The organism is Paenibacillus sp. P3E (assembly GCF_001909045.1).
Lineage (GTDB): Bacteria > Bacillota > Bacilli > Paenibacillales > Paenibacillaceae > Paenibacillus_AQ > Paenibacillus_AQ helianthi.
On record NZ_LVWH01000092.1, the window covers coordinates 20,353 to 37,379 of the forward strand.

Consider the following 17,027-nt stretch of genomic DNA (forward strand, 5'->3'; position numbering starts at 1 on the left):
ACGGTTTCGGCTGTGAAGGAGTTTTTTGCGTTGTTTACTTCTATAGTTTTCTGCATCACACCCAGCCGAACAACCGGGCAGCCTGGGCAACGGCGAAGGTTACCGCAATAGCGATTCCGAGCGGGATGACCGCAGAGAGCACAGCCCATTTCATACTGCGGGTTTCTTTATAAATATTGATTAGCGTGGTGCCGCATGGATAGTGAAGCAGAGAGAACAGCATCATATTAAGCGCGGTCAGCCAAGTCCAGCCATGGCTCAGGAAAATATCCTTGATGCCGCTGAGGCCATCGATATCGACCATCGCGCCTGAGGACATATATCCCATAAGCAGGATCGGCAGCACGATTTCATTGGCTGGAAGTCCAAGGATGAACGCCATAATAATGAAGCCATCCAGACCCAGCAAATTCGCAAAAGGATCAAAAAAAGTAGCCATGTGGTTAAGTACACTGTCTCCTCCGACCATCAGATTGCCCAGAATCCAGGTGACGATTCCCGCCGGTGCAGCGACGACGATTGCCCGGGTTAGCACGTTCAGGGATTTTTCTTTGGAGGAGATCAATATGGTTTTCCAAATTTGCGGACGGCGGTATGGTGGAAGCTCCAGTGTGTAGTGAGTGGGTACTCCGCGCAGCGCAGTCTTTGACATGACCCAGGAGACGCTCAAGGTAACAGTGATTCCAACCAGGACAATGCCCATTAACACCAGTGCAGTTGATAATGTGTGCAGTGCGCCTGCTGCAGCACCTCCGACCATGAACAGAGAAGAGAGCAGAATCAGTGTCGGCCAGCGTCCGTTGCAGGGCACGAAGTTATTGGTCAGGATAGCCAGCATCCGTTCCCGGGGGGACTCGATAATGCGGGTGGAGAGAATGGCAGCAGCATTGCAGCCAAAGCCCATCGACATGGTCAGGGCTTGTTTGCCGTGGCCGCCGGATTTTTTGAACAGCCGGTCCATATTGAATGCCACGCGCGGAAGATAGCCGAAATTCTCCAGCAGGGCAAACACCGGGAAGAAAATCATCATGGGCGGCAGCATGACACTGATCACCCAGGAGGTTCCGCGGTATAGTCCAAGCACGAGAACGCCATGCAGCCAGGCCGGTGCGTTCAACGCCTCAAAACCTGCCGTCAGATAGCCTTCAATCCAGCCGAAAAAGGAAGCGAGCCATCCTGAAGGATAGTTGGCACCTGCAATTGTAATCCAGAACACGAGGCCGAGGGCGGCGAGCATAATAGGGAAACCCCAGATTTTGGAGGTGACGATCTGATCCAGCTTATAGGTGCTGGCGAGTTTCTGCTGGTCCTTGTAGGTCACAGAGTCACGGCAAATACCGGCCGACACCCCGTAGATTCCACTGACAATTTCGTCGCGGATGGCCCCTTTGTCAGCCAGCTTCTTCGCGAAGGGCAGCAGGGAATCCATGGCGTCCGTTCCCTTAATGACATGCGGTGACTCCATGACCCACAACCTCCTTTGCTGCAGAAATATTTGTGCGCCCCATATGGGCCTTAAGCGAAGTGATCAGGCTGTCATCACCGTCTAACAGCCGGAGGGCAATCCAGCGCGCCGGATATCTTGTGCCAATGGCCTGTTCGACCATGGGGATCAGCTCAGCGATGCCCTGTTCAATTTCGTCACTATAGCTGATGCGAAGCGGCTGTGCCGTAAAAGCGCCAGTGGCGACACGCTCGATCTGATCCAGAAGAGCATCAATGCCGATTTTGCTCCTGGCGGAGATGGCCACAACCGGAACCCCAAGCTGCTTCGAGATCGCCTTCACATTGATGACGATACCCAGTCTGCGGGCTTCATCGATCAGGTTGATGCAGATCACGGCCCGCCCGGTAATCTCCAGCACCTGCAGCGCGAGGTTGAGATTGCGTTCAAGCGAAGTGGCGTCCAGAACTACGAGCGTTACATCCGGTTCCTCGAAAATGATGTAATCCCTGGCCGCCTCTTCGTCGGCGGAATTGGAGTACAGCGAATAGGTGCCCGGAAGATCGACTGCGCGGTAAGTGTGGTTTTTGTGGGTGAATTCGCCTTCGGCCGTAATGACGGTTTTGCCCGCCCAGTTGCCGGTGTGCTGACGCAGTCCGGTCAGAAGATTGAAAAGCGTGCTTTTTCCCGTATTGGGGTTACCCGCAAAAGCTACAGTAAACGGATTCATTCGCCTCCACCTCCAATCAAAGTTCCGTAGATTAATTCACTTTCTTCGCGCCGCAGCGCAATCGTTGTATTACTCAAGCGGAATGCCGTAGGGTCGCCCAGAGGGCTGCGCCGCAGCACTTCTACCGTGTTGCCGACGACAAATCCGAGATCCAGCAGCCTTCTCCGCAGCACCCCCTGCACTTCGATGCCGCTAATCACGAGTTTGCTGCCATTCACCGCTTTAGACAATGGAATAAGTGCTCCAGCCATAAATTCCCCTTCCTTCATATAGAAATTAGTACATATTGTGCACTAGGGATAGATTCTTGTAGTGTGTCACAATAGTAGTATACGTAAATAAATTTGTCCCTGCAACAAAAAAGTTTCCCTAGGGAAAAATAAATAACGCATAATTCCATTTCTTTTGATTCAGCCGCCGAAACGGGAAACAGCCGAATCTAAGGTAGAAAACCTTAATTCGGCTGCCGGGGTGAAGTTGTCCATATGCACCGTTCGGAAAGTGAGAGGTTAGTTCGGGATGCTACTAAAAGCTGCCAAAATCCAGAGTGTGGCCGGTCTCGGCCAGGGTTTTGATATTGCTCAGAATATGCCACCACGCGCTGTCGCTGGCTGCATAAGAAGGGTCGTCCGGATGCCATTCATCGTGAATTAATGTCAGCCGGGTGCAGCCGCCTACCGCTTCCAGCTGCCAGGAGATACGGGATTCGTAGTTTTCCCGGTCCTTGAGATAGGAGGGGCCAACCTTGTGAGTAAAGCTTAAGGTCTTCTCCGGGACGTATTCCAGCACCGTTCCGTATACATGTACTGTCTCGTCACCCCCGTCTCCGGGACCCACGTATTCCAGCAGTTCTCCTGGCTTGAAGCTGGAGCGGATTACGCTGCCGTAATAGATTTGCTTGACCTGCCCCGGCGAAACCAGTGTGTCCCACACCTGAGCCGGGGTGCCGGCAATATAAAATTCATATTTCAATTCGTTCATTTCAATTGTTCCTCCTTGAAAGGATATTCTTAAACCCTGGTCCTGTCTCCACTATACATAAGGATCACTGACAGATATGGTCAGTGATCCTAAGAAAGACATTATGCAGAATAATATGCCGCAAGATCCGCGGTCACCGCGGCGAGCTTCTGCTTCAGAGCTGCAGGCTCAAGGATAGTCAGCGCTTTACCATAAGGCAGCAGAAAGTAAGGAGCGTAGCTGTACAGGGTGACTTCATCCAGCAGGAATTTCGCTGTATCTGCACTGCGCTGCTCCAGCGTATGACCGAACAGCCAATGGCTGCAAAGATCATTTAGTACCCCTTCTGCGGCTGTTATGACAACTGCAGTCAGTTTTGCCGGATCGTTATATCCGGGCAGAAGGCTCTGAAGCAGGAACTCACGCGCCGAGAAGCTGGCGGGGCGGAGAAAGGTTTCCCCCGTCCTCCGCAGGCCCGTGATCCGGTCTACCCGGAAGCTGCGGATTTCCTGACGCTTATGGCAGAAGCCGGTCAGGTACCATTGGCCTTTCCACAGCACCAGTCCGTAGGGATCAATACTGCGGGAGGAAGGGGGAGACCCGTTGCCCTTGCGGTAATCCATCTCCAGCATCAGCCTGTCCGCTGTACAAATCTCAAGCTCTTCCAGCAGCTGCGCAAGCGGAGCTGCCGGTGAATGGAGTGTCTCCAGACCGCTCTCGTGGCGCTCCATGTGCGACAGCTGTTCGGCATTGCTGTAACGCTTAAGCTTGGCAATCGCTCCATCCAGCGCCTGCTCATAAGGATATCCGCTTCCCCGTGCGAAGGATGAGGCCTGGACAAGCGCCCGCCGTTCCCCGGCGTCGAAGAACAGCGGAGCTGAGCTGAAGTGCTCCGGGAGACTATAACCGCCTCCCGGACCGGCATCTGCGATTACGGGGACACCGCTGGCGCAGAGGGCGTCAATATAACGGTAGACCGAGCGGACACTCAGCTCCAGCTCTTCGGCCAGCTCTGCAGCAGTTCTCTTGCGCTGCTGCAGCATCCATAGAATGGACAACATGTAATCGGCTTTGGACATGAGTCCGGAACCTCCTTGTACATTGGCTTATTCATTATAGCCAGTGTACCTGTAGAACAGCCCGCCGTCCAACTGGCACAATGACCTACCGGATAATGATCTGATACAGGACCGGACGAATCACTACCAGTGTCTGCACTGCTGCGACATTCTAAGATGAAGAACGCGCAAATCTGCTGCGCAGCAGGATGGAAAGGGCCAGCAGCAGAGGGATTGCCACCTGGAACACTGGATCGATCCTCAGACTTGGTCCCAGGCCGATAGCAATGTGCTGCGTGTAGTCCCTCTCCAGGAAAGAAGCGCCATAAATAACCGCGCCTACGGGGAATACCCACCATTTAGCCGGTTTTCCGGTCAGCTCCGCTACTGCCTTCACAGAACAGAAGAAGAACAGCATCATCTTGATCAGCAGGCCAACGAAGAGCTGGACGGTAACCAGAATATCGAGGCGTTCGATGAATTTCAGACTGGACAAGGTGCGTACCGATTTTAAAAAGGGAAGCTGGCTGATTCCTGCGACCGTGGGCCCGAGGACAGCTACATTCAGTGCGTTCATGAAAATCAGGAATATACTGATCAGGAGATAGGCCACCACAGTGTTTTTTACGGGAACCCCCGGCTTGTCCCATAAGGACCATAGCATCAGGAATACAATCATCTGCCCGAAGGGGAAGGAGACAATGTCCGGCAGTGCGGCGTCAGCAATCGGCTTAAATCCGTTCTCGAAGACCGGGCCTAGACGGTTGAAATCCAGGGAACCCATGATCCCGAACAACAGAACAAGCAAGGCATAGAAGAACAGCACCATCGGCAGCAGGACCTCCGGCAGGCGGAAGACAACCTCGGCCCCTTTCCAAATAGCGTAAATGGAAATCCCGACAAAAATCAGCATCGTAATGGACATCGGTGATCTTGGCAGCATGGTAAGCGCCGTCAGTTCCCCCAGGTCACGGACATTGCGCATCGACTGGTAAGCGAAATACAGGCTGTAAATTCCGCCAATCACAGAACCTGCGTAACGTCCGAAATGGATCTTAAGCATGCCGATAAGGTCTGTGCCCAGCGAACTTTGCTGAATCCACATCAGAAGCATAAGCAGAATAAAGCCGGCCATCGAGCCGGTACACATAGCGAGCCAGGAGTCCTGCTTGGCCTTGCCGCCAAGCAGAAACAGTGGCGTGCTGCCGATCTCAAACAGCATGATCATGAACGAGATTTGCAGGGCAGACACCTGTTCCTTTTTTTGCATGACGGAATCAACCTCCTAACCATTTGATCATTGCTCTGCCCGCCGGCTGAAAGAAAGCTATATACAGGCTAGACACACTTAGATGCGGAGTTCTGGTAAAGCCGCTAATATTAACATAGGCACAGTAAATCAATATACAGCCGTACCACAGCCTATTCAGCTTACGCCTCTTTCCCTTCAGCATGGTGCATCCCCGCCAGAACACGAGGACATAGAGCCCCAGAATTACAGCTATATTCATAGATATGCTCCTTTATTTCTCGTGAACAGATTCGAAGGATTTATTGCTGAGCCCTGTCCGCTCAATTTTCATCGAAACATGGGGCCGGATTTCAATCTCCTGGAACGTGCTGTCCCAGTTCTTGGCCTTCTTGATCTGCTTGAAGCGTTTGCGGTCACTTCGGTGTATTCTGACCGCGAAGCCTGTAACATCGGCCCCCAGCGTTCTGATCTCCTTCCAGGAATTGTTCACCAGCTCCAGCACCTGCTGTTCAATAGAATGTTCCATTTCTGTAATCGAAGTTCGATCGTTCAAATCCATAACGCTGCCAACTTCGGATAATACACCGCTCCCTTTGATATCTATATCTATCACGTAATGGTCCTGCTCCCACTTGGGATGGACGATGGTTTTGGATTTTTGGAGGATATAAGAGGCATCCGGCTTGTCGCCGGATTTGGGCTTCGAAGAGAAGGCTATGGTCGCTGTCTTAATCTTGTCTGTCATGAAGGACAAGCCGAATGCTTGCTTTTGACTTAACCAGCCCATCAGCTGATCTCCCTTCAGCACACCCAGCCTCCCCAGGGCCAGCCGGGTCTTGAGATCAGTACGTCCGGTTTCTGTCGTTTCGTCCATAATCTCCGTCCCGGTAAGCAGGATCTCCGGAAGGACAGCGCTGCCTGATTCGGAGGATAAGGCCATTGCCAGTTCGAACATCTGTACGCCTGGGTAATAGGAGATCAGCCGGGATTCCTGTTCGATCATCAGCTGGACGCCAGCCCCCTGGTTTTTGGACAACTGCATGAGCTGATCCAGAATATTGCCGGCTTCTCCCTTGGTAATAAATACATAGACGGTTTCCCGGGCATCCTGCTTGCGCAGGAACATATCAATTAATTGGTTAATACCATGTCTGGCGACACTTTCTCCCAGCACGGTAATCCGTGAATGGGAGAAGAACATTTCACGTGTGCTTGTCAGGTTGGTTTTTTCAATCGCTTCCATAATCGTCCTACCCTTGACTGTAAAAGTCACAAACGGAGGCGAGCTGGTGCTTCCGCCTGTACTGCCCCCCATACCGCTGGATCCTGACGAGGGGTTGATGACCTGGTAGGTGGCCTTCCACTGGTTATTCTCCCAGTCATATGCAGACCCGGATGTAATGCCAAGCTCACTCAGTTCCCGGGCATCCCAGCAGCCGGTCAGCAGAGTGGATAAGAGGGGAAGGCACAGGAGGGGAATGAGAATTTTTTTGTGAATATTCAAGTTTCCCATCCTTTCTGTTTAGGTTTGCCCTTCTTGAACCGGTCCAGTCCAATCGCCCCCAAAGGAACGAGTACATTGAAGAGGAAGAAGACGAGAAATCGTCCTTCCTTGTTATAGAGGTTTAATTTCTCTGTGCTCTGCCAGGTATACAGACACTCGAGCAGGATGAGCAGACCCAGGGCACCGATGAACGGCCGGCTGCTGCCTACCCTGAAGGTTTGCTTAAAGCACTCTACGGTAGCAAACAGGAAGATTGAAAACTTCAGGTAAATGGACATCACCCAGTAGGAAATAAAAAGAATATCGAGCTTCTCGATAAATCTTCCGAGATGTACAATACTGGCTGCTGTGAATCCGGGATAAGTACTGAGTTTGATAAAATCAGGGCCAAAGACCATGAGCGTTGTAATCAAAGAAAACATCATGATTAAGGCAACAACAATCAGGCCACTCCAGCCTATGATCCGGGCCCGCTTCGGATCTTTCAGATATGGTGCAAGGAACAGCAGCACCGCAACCTCGGACATCCATGTGGTTGGAGTAATACTGGCGAGCGTCAGCTCGGCCAGAGAATGATCAAACATGGGTAACAACTGGTGCACATTCATTTCATTGGACAGTCCGAACAGATACAGCGGCACGAAAAATACAAAGAGCAATATCACAAGACTGTTTACCCGTGCAATGGCCTCCAGTCCTTGTCTTACCATATAGATAGTAATGAGCAGGATCAGTGTGCACAATATCGAAATTGGCGTATTGACCAGCACGTTGTCCTTCAGGAAATTGACGAATTCACGCAGTATGGTCGAGGTATTATCCAGGTAAAACTGCAGCATCAAGAGGCCAAGGACCGTACCGATAACAGGCGAGCTTTTCTCGCCGACCCATGTGAGAAATGGAGCGCCGTTGATGCGGCTGACGGTACTGCCGACCAGGGCTGCGATAAGGAGACCGAAGAAAGTGGACAGCAAAATGGCCAGCGGCGCATCCTGTTCCGCATAGTTACTGATGATCACAGGCAGTACGACGGTGGCTGTTGGCAGAATTGTATTGACAATCAGCATGGCTGCCTGAGTAGTGCCGACTTTTCCATTCATGCGGGGTCCTCCCCTTGTGGTTTGGGCTGCCCGGACTCTTGGCTATTCTTGCCTTCCGCCGGCTTAGGCTTCTGATCCGGGCCTTGTCTGCGTGTTTCCTTGCCAAGGTTGGTCTTGGGGCGCATCGTCATGCTCCAGAGAGGAACACGGATTAAGATATCCTTAAGATAACGAGGAACCATCGGTGCAACTGGTGACAGGTACGGCACACCAAACGAGCGTAATCCGGCCATGTGAATCAGCAGTACCATCAGAAAGGACATGATGCCAAAGAGTCCCAGTGTCGCGGCGATAAACATCATCACAAAACGGATGAGCCGGATGGAGTTAGCGATGGCCAGTGAAGGAATCACAAAGTTGGAGATCGCCGTAAAAGAAACCACAATAACCATAGCGGCGGAGACGAGTCCGGCCTGAACGGCAGCCTGCCCCAGCACCAGTGCGCCGACAATGGATATCGCCGGGCCGATGGTGCGCGGCATGCGTACCCCGGCTTCGCGCAGCACATCGAAGGTCAGCTCCATAAGCAGCGCCTCCGCCAGCGCCGGCAGCGGGACCCCTTCCCGCTGGGCGGCGAGGCTGACCAGCAGGGTGGTCGGAAGCATTTCCTGATGAAAGGTGGTAACGGCAATATAGAGCGCCGGCAGCAGCATGGATACAAAAAAAGCCCCATAGCGGATCAGCCGCAGAAAGGAAGAAATATCATAACGCTGATAGTAGTCCTCACTGGACTGGAAAAAGTTGAAAAACGTAGATGGTGCAAGAAGTGCAAAAGGTGTGCCGTCAATGATGATTCCGATTTGCCCTTCCAGAATGCCTCCGGCCATCGCGTCCGGACGCTCCGTGTTCTGGATGGTCGGAAAGGGTGTCAGGCCGCCGTCCTGGATGAACTCTTCAATATAGTTGCTCTCCAGAATGCTGTCTGTATGGATTGCATTCAGGCGGCGGCGGACTTCTTTCAGCACCTGCTCACTTGCGATGCCATCCAGATAGACCAGAGCTACTCCGGTCTGGGTGCGCTGGCCGATTTTATACTCTTCGATACGCAGATCAGAGGTTTTGAGTCTGCGCCGCAGCATGGAGGTGCCTGTCCGCAGGCTTTCGGTGAAGCCCTCCTTGGGACCACGGATGACGCCCTGCGAGGTCGGCTCATTGACGCTGCGTTTCTCCCAGCCCGAAGTATCGGCGGCCAGTGCCATCTGGAGTCCATCGAACAGAATTAGAGTATAGCCATCGAAGAGCATGGACAGGAGCGCTTCCAGCGTTTTACCTTCTTTGACGCCCCCAATGGGCAGGATTTGATCCTTGATCATCCTGAAGGCATCTGTGGCGGTGATGGATTCGCTCTTTAGTGTGACCGTTTCCAGCAAGGGCTGAAGCACAGTCTGATTGACCACGTCGGCGTTAACCAGGCCGTCAATATATACAAAAGCCAGCGCTAGTGAGCTTAAAGACTCGTTGGTGAATCTGCGGAAGACGACATCCGAGCTTTGGCCGATCCGCTTGCCAAGCTCCTGCAAGTTCACCTCGAGTGAAGGATCAAGAGGAAGCGGGGCAGGCACGGAGTTCTCTGAGGGAACACTGGCATTCTTGCGGGCCGGCTTCTGTTTGTTTGCCATCATAACACCTCGGTTCTGCTGGAATCTGGATTCTTTGGCGTTATTATCCCCGGTCTTCAATTCCTTATTCTGCCTGCATGAGAGAATGGTCTCTAAGGCTTGCATACAACAAAAGCTCCGTCCATAGCCGAAATGGCTGTGAACGGAGCTTTTGTCTGAAGATATTGGCAAAGCCGGTTGCCTGGAGGTTTGTGGGATGAAAAGAACTACGAATCCGGATTACCGGCAGTCATTATCTGGTTTTGACCACCAGCGCATTGCTGATCAGCCGTCCTGGGGTAGTCAAATATTTGCCGCCATAATATAGGCCGCTGGAGGCGCCGCCATCCAGATTCATCGCCTGGTATGCCCCAGCCTGCTTCATGATATGGGCCAGCTGGGGGATGGTTGCCCCGCCGGAGGTCAGCAGAATCAGCTTATGGTCTTTGGTCAGTCCCAGTGCGCTGCGGGAGCCGCCGCCCGTTAATATTTTTGGATCCCGGAAGCCTTCCCCGGCCACATTCAGGGCCACTTTGCCATCTATAAGCAACCTTGGACCGGCCTGGATCGCACCTGTAACAGCTCCAGAATTAAAGTGATCCATGAATTCGCTGCCCGGGATCAGCTCTGCCAGAAGGTTGTTGTCATAAGCGAATACGGTCCGCTTGTCTGCCGGGCTGTTCTTGAGCATTTTCCCGCCGCTGATAATATATCCATAAGGAACTTTGTAGGCCCCGTCTGTATAGGCATTAAAATACGTGCCGTTAATAGCGGCAACTGCTCCGCTGCGCTTGGCAATGCTGCCTAGCGCTTCTGTTCTGCCTATGGTGTTGCCCGCAAGGACAACATCGAGTTTGAGAGCAGGATGCAGCAGGGACACGGTTACCATTTGTACGGTAAAGGATCTGCCGCCTACCTTGTAAGTGTGTTTAGAACTTACGACTGCCGGAGAGCCTGCTGAAATCAGCGCGCCGGATAATACAGGCAGCGTGGCAGTGTCATCGCCTGCAGCTAATGTAAGGGAAGCGGCGGTTTTGCTCCACGCCAGCTGAATACCCAGGGTTTGGCTGATGAGGGACAAAGGCACATAGGTTGTCCCATTACTGCTGAAAGGCCGCTCACTCAGCGTAACGGACTTGCCATTAACAGAGGCTGCTGTCTGGCCGGATGCCAGAACTACGGAGTTCCCGTCTCTAGAAACGGTAATTTGCTTCCCGGTTTGGCCGCCGACTCCTGCCTGAATACCGGCAAAACCGTTCAGGAACCGCAGCGGGATGTAGGAGTGGTTATCCTTGTCGACATAGATGGTGGTTTTGGGCGCCGCAGCAGCGGCAGCGCTGGCGGGTACAGAGGTTAGTGCAGAGAGCATGAAGATGAGAGCGAGCGATAGAACGGACAACTTTTTCATTGTAAACAGTAATCTCCTTTTGAATTATAGGGTACGGATGCTGGAATGTGGTAAACAGACCCATAATATCATATATCCGGGTAGCGGTTCCGTCAATTATTTCCACTCGCTATATTCAATGTTACCTACCATATTCTGGGGGAGCAAATATGCATCTGCCGGAGCGATGGTTTATAATCTACAGATGGCATTCGACCATTCATATTGAATAAAGGCGGTAAGCATAATGACAACTATTGGCTTGATTCGGCATGGCAGCACACTGTGGAATAAAGAAGGCCGGATTCAGGGTCATACCGATAATCCGCTCGATGAGGAAGGGCTCCGCCAGGCAGCGGCCATAGCTGAGCGTCTTCGCGGAGAAGAGTGGGATTACCTCTATTCAAGCGACCTGCTCAGAGCGGTGCAGACAGCAGAGGTGATCTCGGAGCGGCTCGGTATTCCGGTCACAGGGCTGGTCCCGGGCATTCGGGAGATGAACGGCGGTCTGATTGAGGGCACTACAGAGGACGAACGAGTGGAGCGGTGGGGCAGCGAATGGAAGAGCATCGATATGGAGCTGGAGAGCGACGAGTCCGGCCAGGAGAGAGGCAGCAGGGCCATCGAAGACATTGCGGCACGGCATCCCGGCAACAAGATCCTCGTGGTCAGCCACGGTGCTATTTTGCGCAGCACGCTGAGAAGACTGGTTCCCGGACTTGATGTAACCGTACTGCTAAAGAACACCTCGATCACTCATGTCGTCAAGGACGGCAACGGTTGGACTTGTGCGTTGTACAACTGTGTTTCGCATATTGATGCTGAGCGGTCATAGTAGTTGATCCTGCGGGGGCACCCGTCCTGTCGATCCGTCCTGTCGGGGACGGATTTTTTAATGCGCCAGTCTGCAGCACAGGCTTCCAAATGATCCCATGCAGGAAGAAGTTCTTCCTGCCGATAATAAATATATCATGCATATCGCCTGCTTTATTTCAGAATGATTCATGGTGGTGTTCCGTTCATCTTCAGTGTATTATTGTACTGTAAAGCTTCAAAGTGCGAAATTATTCACATGCAAAAGGAGTGCAATTGGACCATGGAAGCCCGAAATTATATGCTGGCCGTATCCTCGGTGCTCATAGCAGCATTGTCTGTCTATAGCATGTTCTATCTGTCCCGGAAATTCAGCGGCAGAAATCAAAAAAACCGCGCAGTCCGCGCGGTCTTAATAATCTTTATTGCGGGTGCCGGAATGAGCGCCATGCACCTGCTGGGCTTGAAGTCCCTCCAGGGCGCTGGATTCGCTTCCGGTAAAGACGGATTCGTTCTTCCGCTTACACTGTATGTTCTGACGCTGACGGGAATGCTCTACCTGTTCTCCCGGCTGCGTATGCTGCTTGCTGAGCGGGAACAGCTGAAGGAACTGGCTTACCGCGATTCATTGACCAGTCTCCTGAACAAGAACGGCATGGATCACTTCTGGGATCATTGCAAACCTAATGAACAGCTCGCGGTACTGTTTCTGGATCTCAACCGTTTCAAATCCATCAACGATACGCTGGGGCATCATGTGGGCGATTTACTGCTTCAGGCGGTCGGTACCACACTGAGCCAATTCTCAAGCAAAGGCAAACGGCATATTTTCCGCATCGGCGGGGATGAATTTGTGATTATCGCCAAGCGCTGCGGCCGCAAAGAAGCGGAGCAGCTGGCGTTACGGATTCTGGAGAAGACGACCCGGAATTATAGACTGGAGAAACATGAGCTGTTTGTTTCAGCCAGCATCGGCATCACCATGAGCCATGGGAAGATCGACCGCCAGAAGCTGCTAAAAGAGGCCGATTCGGCCATGTATAATGCCAAGCAGCTCGGGAGTGGCCGCTACTCCGTGTATAAGGAAGAGAATACCAACCCTGCCAAACCGGCTGGCCAATCGGTGAGCCTGCTCCACAGCGGTGTAACCAGTCCCAATGGGCTTGATCATAAGCGAAGCTCCATGCGGGCGTAAGCTGGTGTTACCTGCCGGGTTTGTTTTCTGATTACGCTTGATTAGAGCGAACAGCGTTCACTGCTTTTACACGCCCCTTCATCATCAGCAGGCACACCAGGGCGAATGCCATACTAACGGTGGCAGCATAGAACAAGATGGAGTAATCCGTAAGATCAATCAGCAGCCCCAGCAGGGGCGGAGATGTAATGGCGGCGAGTGATGAGACCAAATAGTAGATTCCCGTCCGCGTGCCGATACTCTCTTCGTCTCCTGTAGCGACCACATAGGGATAGGAATTGATATTGATACAAGCCCAGAACATCCCGCCCAGCAGCAGCAGACCACGCAGCAGTAGCACATTTTCCGCAAACCCCACGAGAGCAAATACCGCCATCAGTCCGCATACACCCAGAATAATGATGTTTTTCTTCCCGAACCGTCCGCCCAGCCAGCCGCTGGGAATCGCAAAGATCACAAAAGCAAGCGAAAAGAACGTGAGCGAGAACGAAGCGGTTTGCTCACTAAGCCCCAGATGATGTTTGCCATACAAGGTAAACAAAGTCTCGACCCCCTGATAAGCCACGAACCAGAAAAAAATCGCCGCCAGCAGCCAGAACGTTGTCCGGTCCAGCTGTTTGGTGAGGGAGATGCGTGCTGGCCTGTCCATAGGGCCGCTTCTGCCTGTCACTTGGGAATTACGCTCAGCGCCTGGAATGGCCGCGGCATTCACTGCGGGTCCAATGACCCCATCCCGATCCTCCCGAATAAACCTCGACACGATGTACAGACACATCAGCGTGATCAGACTGGCCACCACAAATGGCAGCACAGGGCTTACATCATAGAGAAAGGACCCTGCGCCAAAAGCCAGAATGGACCCTACTCCGCCCATGAAGTTGATCAGCCCGTTGGCCTTGGTGCGCTGAGGCTCCGGCGTAATATCCGGCATCAGCGCGACGGTCGGCGAACGATACAGGCTCATGGCCAGATTCATCATCATCATGAACAGCAGGAGAGTGAACAGTCCGGTGTGGAACGGAATCAGCATGGTCAGCACGGCAGCCAGCGGCATGCCGATCATCAAATAGGGCATTCTCCGCCCGAAACGGGACGTCGTCCGGTCACTGCGGTTACCGATCCACGGCTGCAGAAACAGCGCAAAATAGTTATCGATGGTCATCATGAAGCTGATCAGGGCGACGCTATGCACATATTTCTCCAGGAAAAAAGGGACAAACGCGTTGTATAAGCTCCATGTGATGCTGATGCTGAAGAAACCGAAGCCAAGCAGCCAGACTTTTTTCACGGTCACACTCCCTTGGACGCCATCAGTCCTGCGAGGACATCGGGAACATCGGTAATAATCCCCGCGACACCGGCATCGATCAGATACTTCATCCGCTCCGGATCATTTACAGTCCATGGATGATAGACAATTCCATGCTCCGACGCCTCCGCAACAAACTCAGGCAGTACAGCAAAGTGATAGGCATGCAGCGCATCCGCCTGCAGGGAAGCCGCATAATCCCAAGGCCGGTATAAGCCTTCTCCATACAAAATACCCGTGCGGATATCGGGTGCCAGCGACTTGCAGTACGCAAGAGAATAGTGGTTGAAGCTGGACAGCACCACGCGCTCACTCATGCCGTATTCCCGCACGGCGGCAATGACCTTTTCCTCCATGCCGGGGTAGAGGAACATGCCGTTTTTCAGCTCAATATTGAGGATTGTGTCACGTCCATGCACCAAATCCAGCAGCTCTTCAAGAGCGGGAATACGTTCCCCTGCGAATGCAGCTCCAAACCATGAACCAGCGTCTGCCTCCAGTACTTCACTCAAAGTTTTATCCTTCACCAATCCGCTGCGGTTCGTAGTACGGCTTAGATCCTCGTCATGAATGAGGACCAGGCCTCCGTCCAAGGTCATCTGTACATCGGTTTCGATGCCGGTTGCACCCAGCTCCAGTCCTTTGCGGAAAGCCGCCATCGTATTCTCCGGGCAGACCGCGGATGCACCACGGTGTGCAAAATTAATCGTCTTGTTCATGTCGTTCAGTTCCTCCGTCTCATTAGTGTTGGTATACTTCTGCCGCTGCAGGTGCGGGCTTCCTTATTTCATATTCCACATTACAGCATGAAACCCTGTCCCCGGGTAGCGAAAGGGCGCTGATTTGGAAATTTTAACATTGGGATGACGTTAATGGAACAGAAACAAGTAGTAAGGCTGAATTAATGAAGCTGATTTTTTGGAAAATATCATGAGAATGGAGCACTTGAACCATGCCCGAGTATCATCAGCATGCCTGCTGCCCGCGTTGTTACGGGTCAAAGGACATTTTTTGCATGGTGTGTTCTATTGGAATGGCTTAAAATAAACTTTATGTTCTATAAGCCGGAAGGGGCGGTCTCAGGATGGACAGAGAAAGATTCCACAATGAGCAGTCTGACCCGTTGTCCTAAGGAATGAAGTGGAAAAAGGTACACTAATTCAGCAATATAGGTGTGAAAATCAGAAATAGGTGGAAAGAGTGAACCTAAATCAAGAATAAACGGTGGATTTGGGCAGTTTTCATCAATGTAAGTGGATACATGCCACTTGAGGGTTCTGGATAGCTGGTTGCTAAGGGTTAAAGTGGAGAAATTCCACCTGGTTCCGCCTGTAATCATTATTCTGTGTGACGAATCTTAAGTTCGATTATGTAATCATAATAATCATAGAAAGAAGAGATGGCTGTGAAATATTGTGTGGAATGCGGAACAGAGCTGGGGATGAAGGAATGCAACGGGGAGGGAGAGGTTCCTTTTTGCGAGGCTTGCGGGGTGTTTCGGTTCCCGCTCTTTAGTACAGCAATGAGTACGGCAGTTCTAAACCGGGGGCTGGACAAAATACTGCTGATTCAGCAGTATAACCGTCCCGTCTTCATCCTGCTGGCAGGTTATGTGAACAAAGGCGAGAACGCGGAAGAAACGCTGATCCGTGAGGTGAAAGAGGAGGCAGGGCTGGACATCATCGCATATGAATATATGCGCAGCGAATATTTTGCCCCTTCCAGTACATTGATGCTCAATTTCATTAGTATTGCGGATACGGAGGATTTGAGCGGAATGAGCGCGGAGCTGGACCACGCCCAGTGGTTCCCGCTGGAGGAGGCCGCCGATGCCATATTGAAGGGCAGCCTCGCGGAGCGTTTTTTGCTGAATATCTTGGATAAGCTAACCAAGGGCCGGACCCTGGAGAGCTTCACACCGGCAGCCCGGTAGTCAAGCCGACACAATGCCGCGGAGCATTTCATGAACCTGTTGAGCCTCAGAGAAGGCTTGGGAGTATGCGGAATCGGATTTTTTGGCCGGGGACGGTCCCGGAAGGAACGGAATGGAAAGCACCGGAGTATCCGCGCTGTCGAGATAGATTTTTAGAGTGAGTTCACTGATTTCTTCGGCAGTTTCAGCACCAGGAGTGGTTTCGATTGTGCTTGAATGGGCGACTATGCCCGGAGTCCGTCTGACCGCACTGGTCGTAATGCGGCTGGTTTTGCTGACTTTGGCGAGTGTTAGTGCATTTTCTACAATTTCCGATCCCAGAATATGCTCGTACAGGAACATCGCTGGTACTGTGCCTTCCGGGCTGAAGGGATCATAGATGCCGACCGCCATGTGTTTACCTTCTTCATCCAGAGCGATGATATGGGATTTATCCGGGGTGATATATTGCTCGGGAAATTTGTAGTTGAAGGATGCTAAGCCATAGGCCGACATGTTCCGGGTGGACGACGGGTGAGATCGTTTGATTTGCAGCACTGCTGCTGTGAGCAGCAATGAAATACCCAATACGGCGAACATGTACATCAGGAAATAGAGCATTAGGCCGCCTCCTAAAAGTTTTGTGAGCGTTACTCCTGTGAATCCTCTTCGTGTAAAACTTCTTTGGAAGCGTATGCCAAGTTTTGTGAGCGTTACTCCTGTGAATTCTCTTCGTGCAAAACTTACTTCGGAAGCGTATGTCTC

General features: G+C 52.2%; 16 protein-coding genes. 3 read left to right on the forward strand and 13 right to left on the reverse strand.

Annotated elements, in window-relative coordinates:
* Window positions 1-55: 55 nt before the first annotated feature.
* The 10 genes from A3842_RS09020 to A3842_RS09070 form a co-directional block, all read right to left on the reverse strand.
* A complete protein-coding gene (locus tag A3842_RS09020; RefSeq protein ID WP_074101135.1) occupies window positions 56-1,465 on the reverse strand; it encodes a nucleoside recognition domain-containing protein in 1,410 nt (469 codons plus the stop codon).
* Entirely contained in the window at window positions 1,443-2,174 is a 732-nt protein-coding gene (locus tag A3842_RS09025; RefSeq protein ID WP_074083176.1) for a FeoB small GTPase domain-containing protein, read from the reverse strand. Before A3842_RS09025 ends, A3842_RS09020 begins: the two co-directional genes overlap by 23 nt.
* Entirely contained in the window at window positions 2,171-2,425 is a 255-nt protein-coding gene (locus tag A3842_RS09030; RefSeq protein WP_074083177.1) for a FeoA family protein, read from the reverse strand. Before A3842_RS09030 ends, A3842_RS09025 begins: the two co-directional genes overlap by 4 nt.
* A 274-nt stretch (window positions 2,426-2,699) precedes the next feature.
* Window positions 2,700-3,155 (reverse strand): SRPBCC domain-containing protein, encoded by a 456-nt coding sequence (locus tag A3842_RS09035; RefSeq protein WP_074083178.1) that lies wholly within the window; start codon window positions 3,153-3,155, stop codon window positions 2,700-2,702.
* 101 nt (window positions 3,156-3,256) lie between these two features.
* The gene (locus A3842_RS09040; protein ID WP_074101136.1) at window positions 3,257-4,213 is read right to left on the reverse strand and encodes a helix-turn-helix transcriptional regulator; all 957 of its coding nucleotides are present in this window, start codon (window positions 4,211-4,213) and stop codon (window positions 3,257-3,259) included.
* Window positions 4,214-4,364: 151 nt separating this feature from the next.
* Window positions 4,365-5,462, reverse strand: coding sequence for a GerAB/ArcD/ProY family transporter (locus A3842_RS09045; protein WP_074083180.1), 1,098 nt, complete (start codon window positions 5,460-5,462; stop codon window positions 4,365-4,367).
* Between the two features lie 253 nt (window positions 5,463-5,715).
* Entirely contained in the window at window positions 5,716-6,948 is a 1,233-nt protein-coding gene (locus A3842_RS09055) for a Ger(x)C family spore germination protein (RefSeq protein ID WP_074101137.1), read from the reverse strand.
* Entirely contained in the window at window positions 6,945-8,048 is a 1,104-nt protein-coding gene (locus A3842_RS09060) for a GerAB/ArcD/ProY family transporter (RefSeq protein WP_074083183.1), read from the reverse strand. Before A3842_RS09060 ends, A3842_RS09055 begins: the two co-directional genes overlap by 4 nt.
* On the reverse strand, window positions 8,045-9,667 hold the full coding sequence (locus A3842_RS09065) for a spore germination protein (protein ID WP_074083333.1): 1,623 nt from the start codon (window positions 9,665-9,667) through the stop codon (window positions 8,045-8,047). Before A3842_RS09065 ends, A3842_RS09060 begins: the two co-directional genes overlap by 4 nt.
* Window positions 9,668-9,899: 232 nt before the next feature.
* On the reverse strand, window positions 9,900-11,054 hold the full coding sequence (locus A3842_RS09070) for a phosphodiester glycosidase family protein (protein WP_074083184.1): 1,155 nt from the start codon (window positions 11,052-11,054) through the stop codon (window positions 9,900-9,902).
* 226 nt (window positions 11,055-11,280) lie between these two features.
* On the opposite strand from A3842_RS09070, the gene A3842_RS09075 reads away from it, so the two are divergent.
* Window positions 11,281-11,868 (forward strand): histidine phosphatase family protein, encoded by a 588-nt coding sequence (locus tag A3842_RS09075; RefSeq protein WP_074101138.1) that lies wholly within the window; start codon window positions 11,281-11,283, stop codon window positions 11,866-11,868.
* Between the two features lie 261 nt (window positions 11,869-12,129).
* Window positions 12,130-13,041, forward strand: coding sequence for a GGDEF domain-containing protein (locus A3842_RS09080; protein ID WP_074083186.1), 912 nt, complete (start codon window positions 12,130-12,132; stop codon window positions 13,039-13,041).
* Window positions 13,042-13,072: 31 nt separating this feature from the next.
* Here the strand turns inward: A3842_RS09080 and A3842_RS09085 are convergent, their stop codons facing one another.
* Window positions 13,073-14,329 carry an SLC45 family MFS transporter gene (locus A3842_RS09085; protein ID WP_074101139.1) on the reverse strand — a complete coding sequence of 419 codons (1,257 nt, stop codon included), beginning with the start codon at window positions 14,327-14,329 and terminating at the stop codon, window positions 13,073-13,075.
* 2 nt (window positions 14,330-14,331) lie between these two features.
* Window positions 14,332-15,069: a glycerophosphodiester phosphodiesterase gene (locus A3842_RS09090; protein WP_074101140.1), complete on the reverse strand. Its 738-nt coding sequence runs from the start codon at window positions 15,067-15,069 to the stop codon at window positions 14,332-14,334.
* A gap of 680 nt (window positions 15,070-15,749) precedes the next feature.
* On the opposite strand from A3842_RS09090, the gene A3842_RS09095 reads away from it, so the two are divergent.
* Entirely contained in the window at window positions 15,750-16,283 is a 534-nt protein-coding gene (locus A3842_RS09095; protein ID WP_256701618.1) for an NAD(+) diphosphatase, read from the forward strand.
* Here A3842_RS09095 and A3842_RS09100 read toward each other — a convergent pair whose 3' ends face one another.
* Window positions 16,284-16,883 carry a hypothetical protein gene (locus A3842_RS09100; RefSeq protein ID WP_074101141.1) on the reverse strand — a complete coding sequence of 200 codons (600 nt, stop codon included), beginning with the start codon at window positions 16,881-16,883 and terminating at the stop codon, window positions 16,284-16,286.
* Window positions 16,884-17,027: the final 144 nt, after the last annotated feature.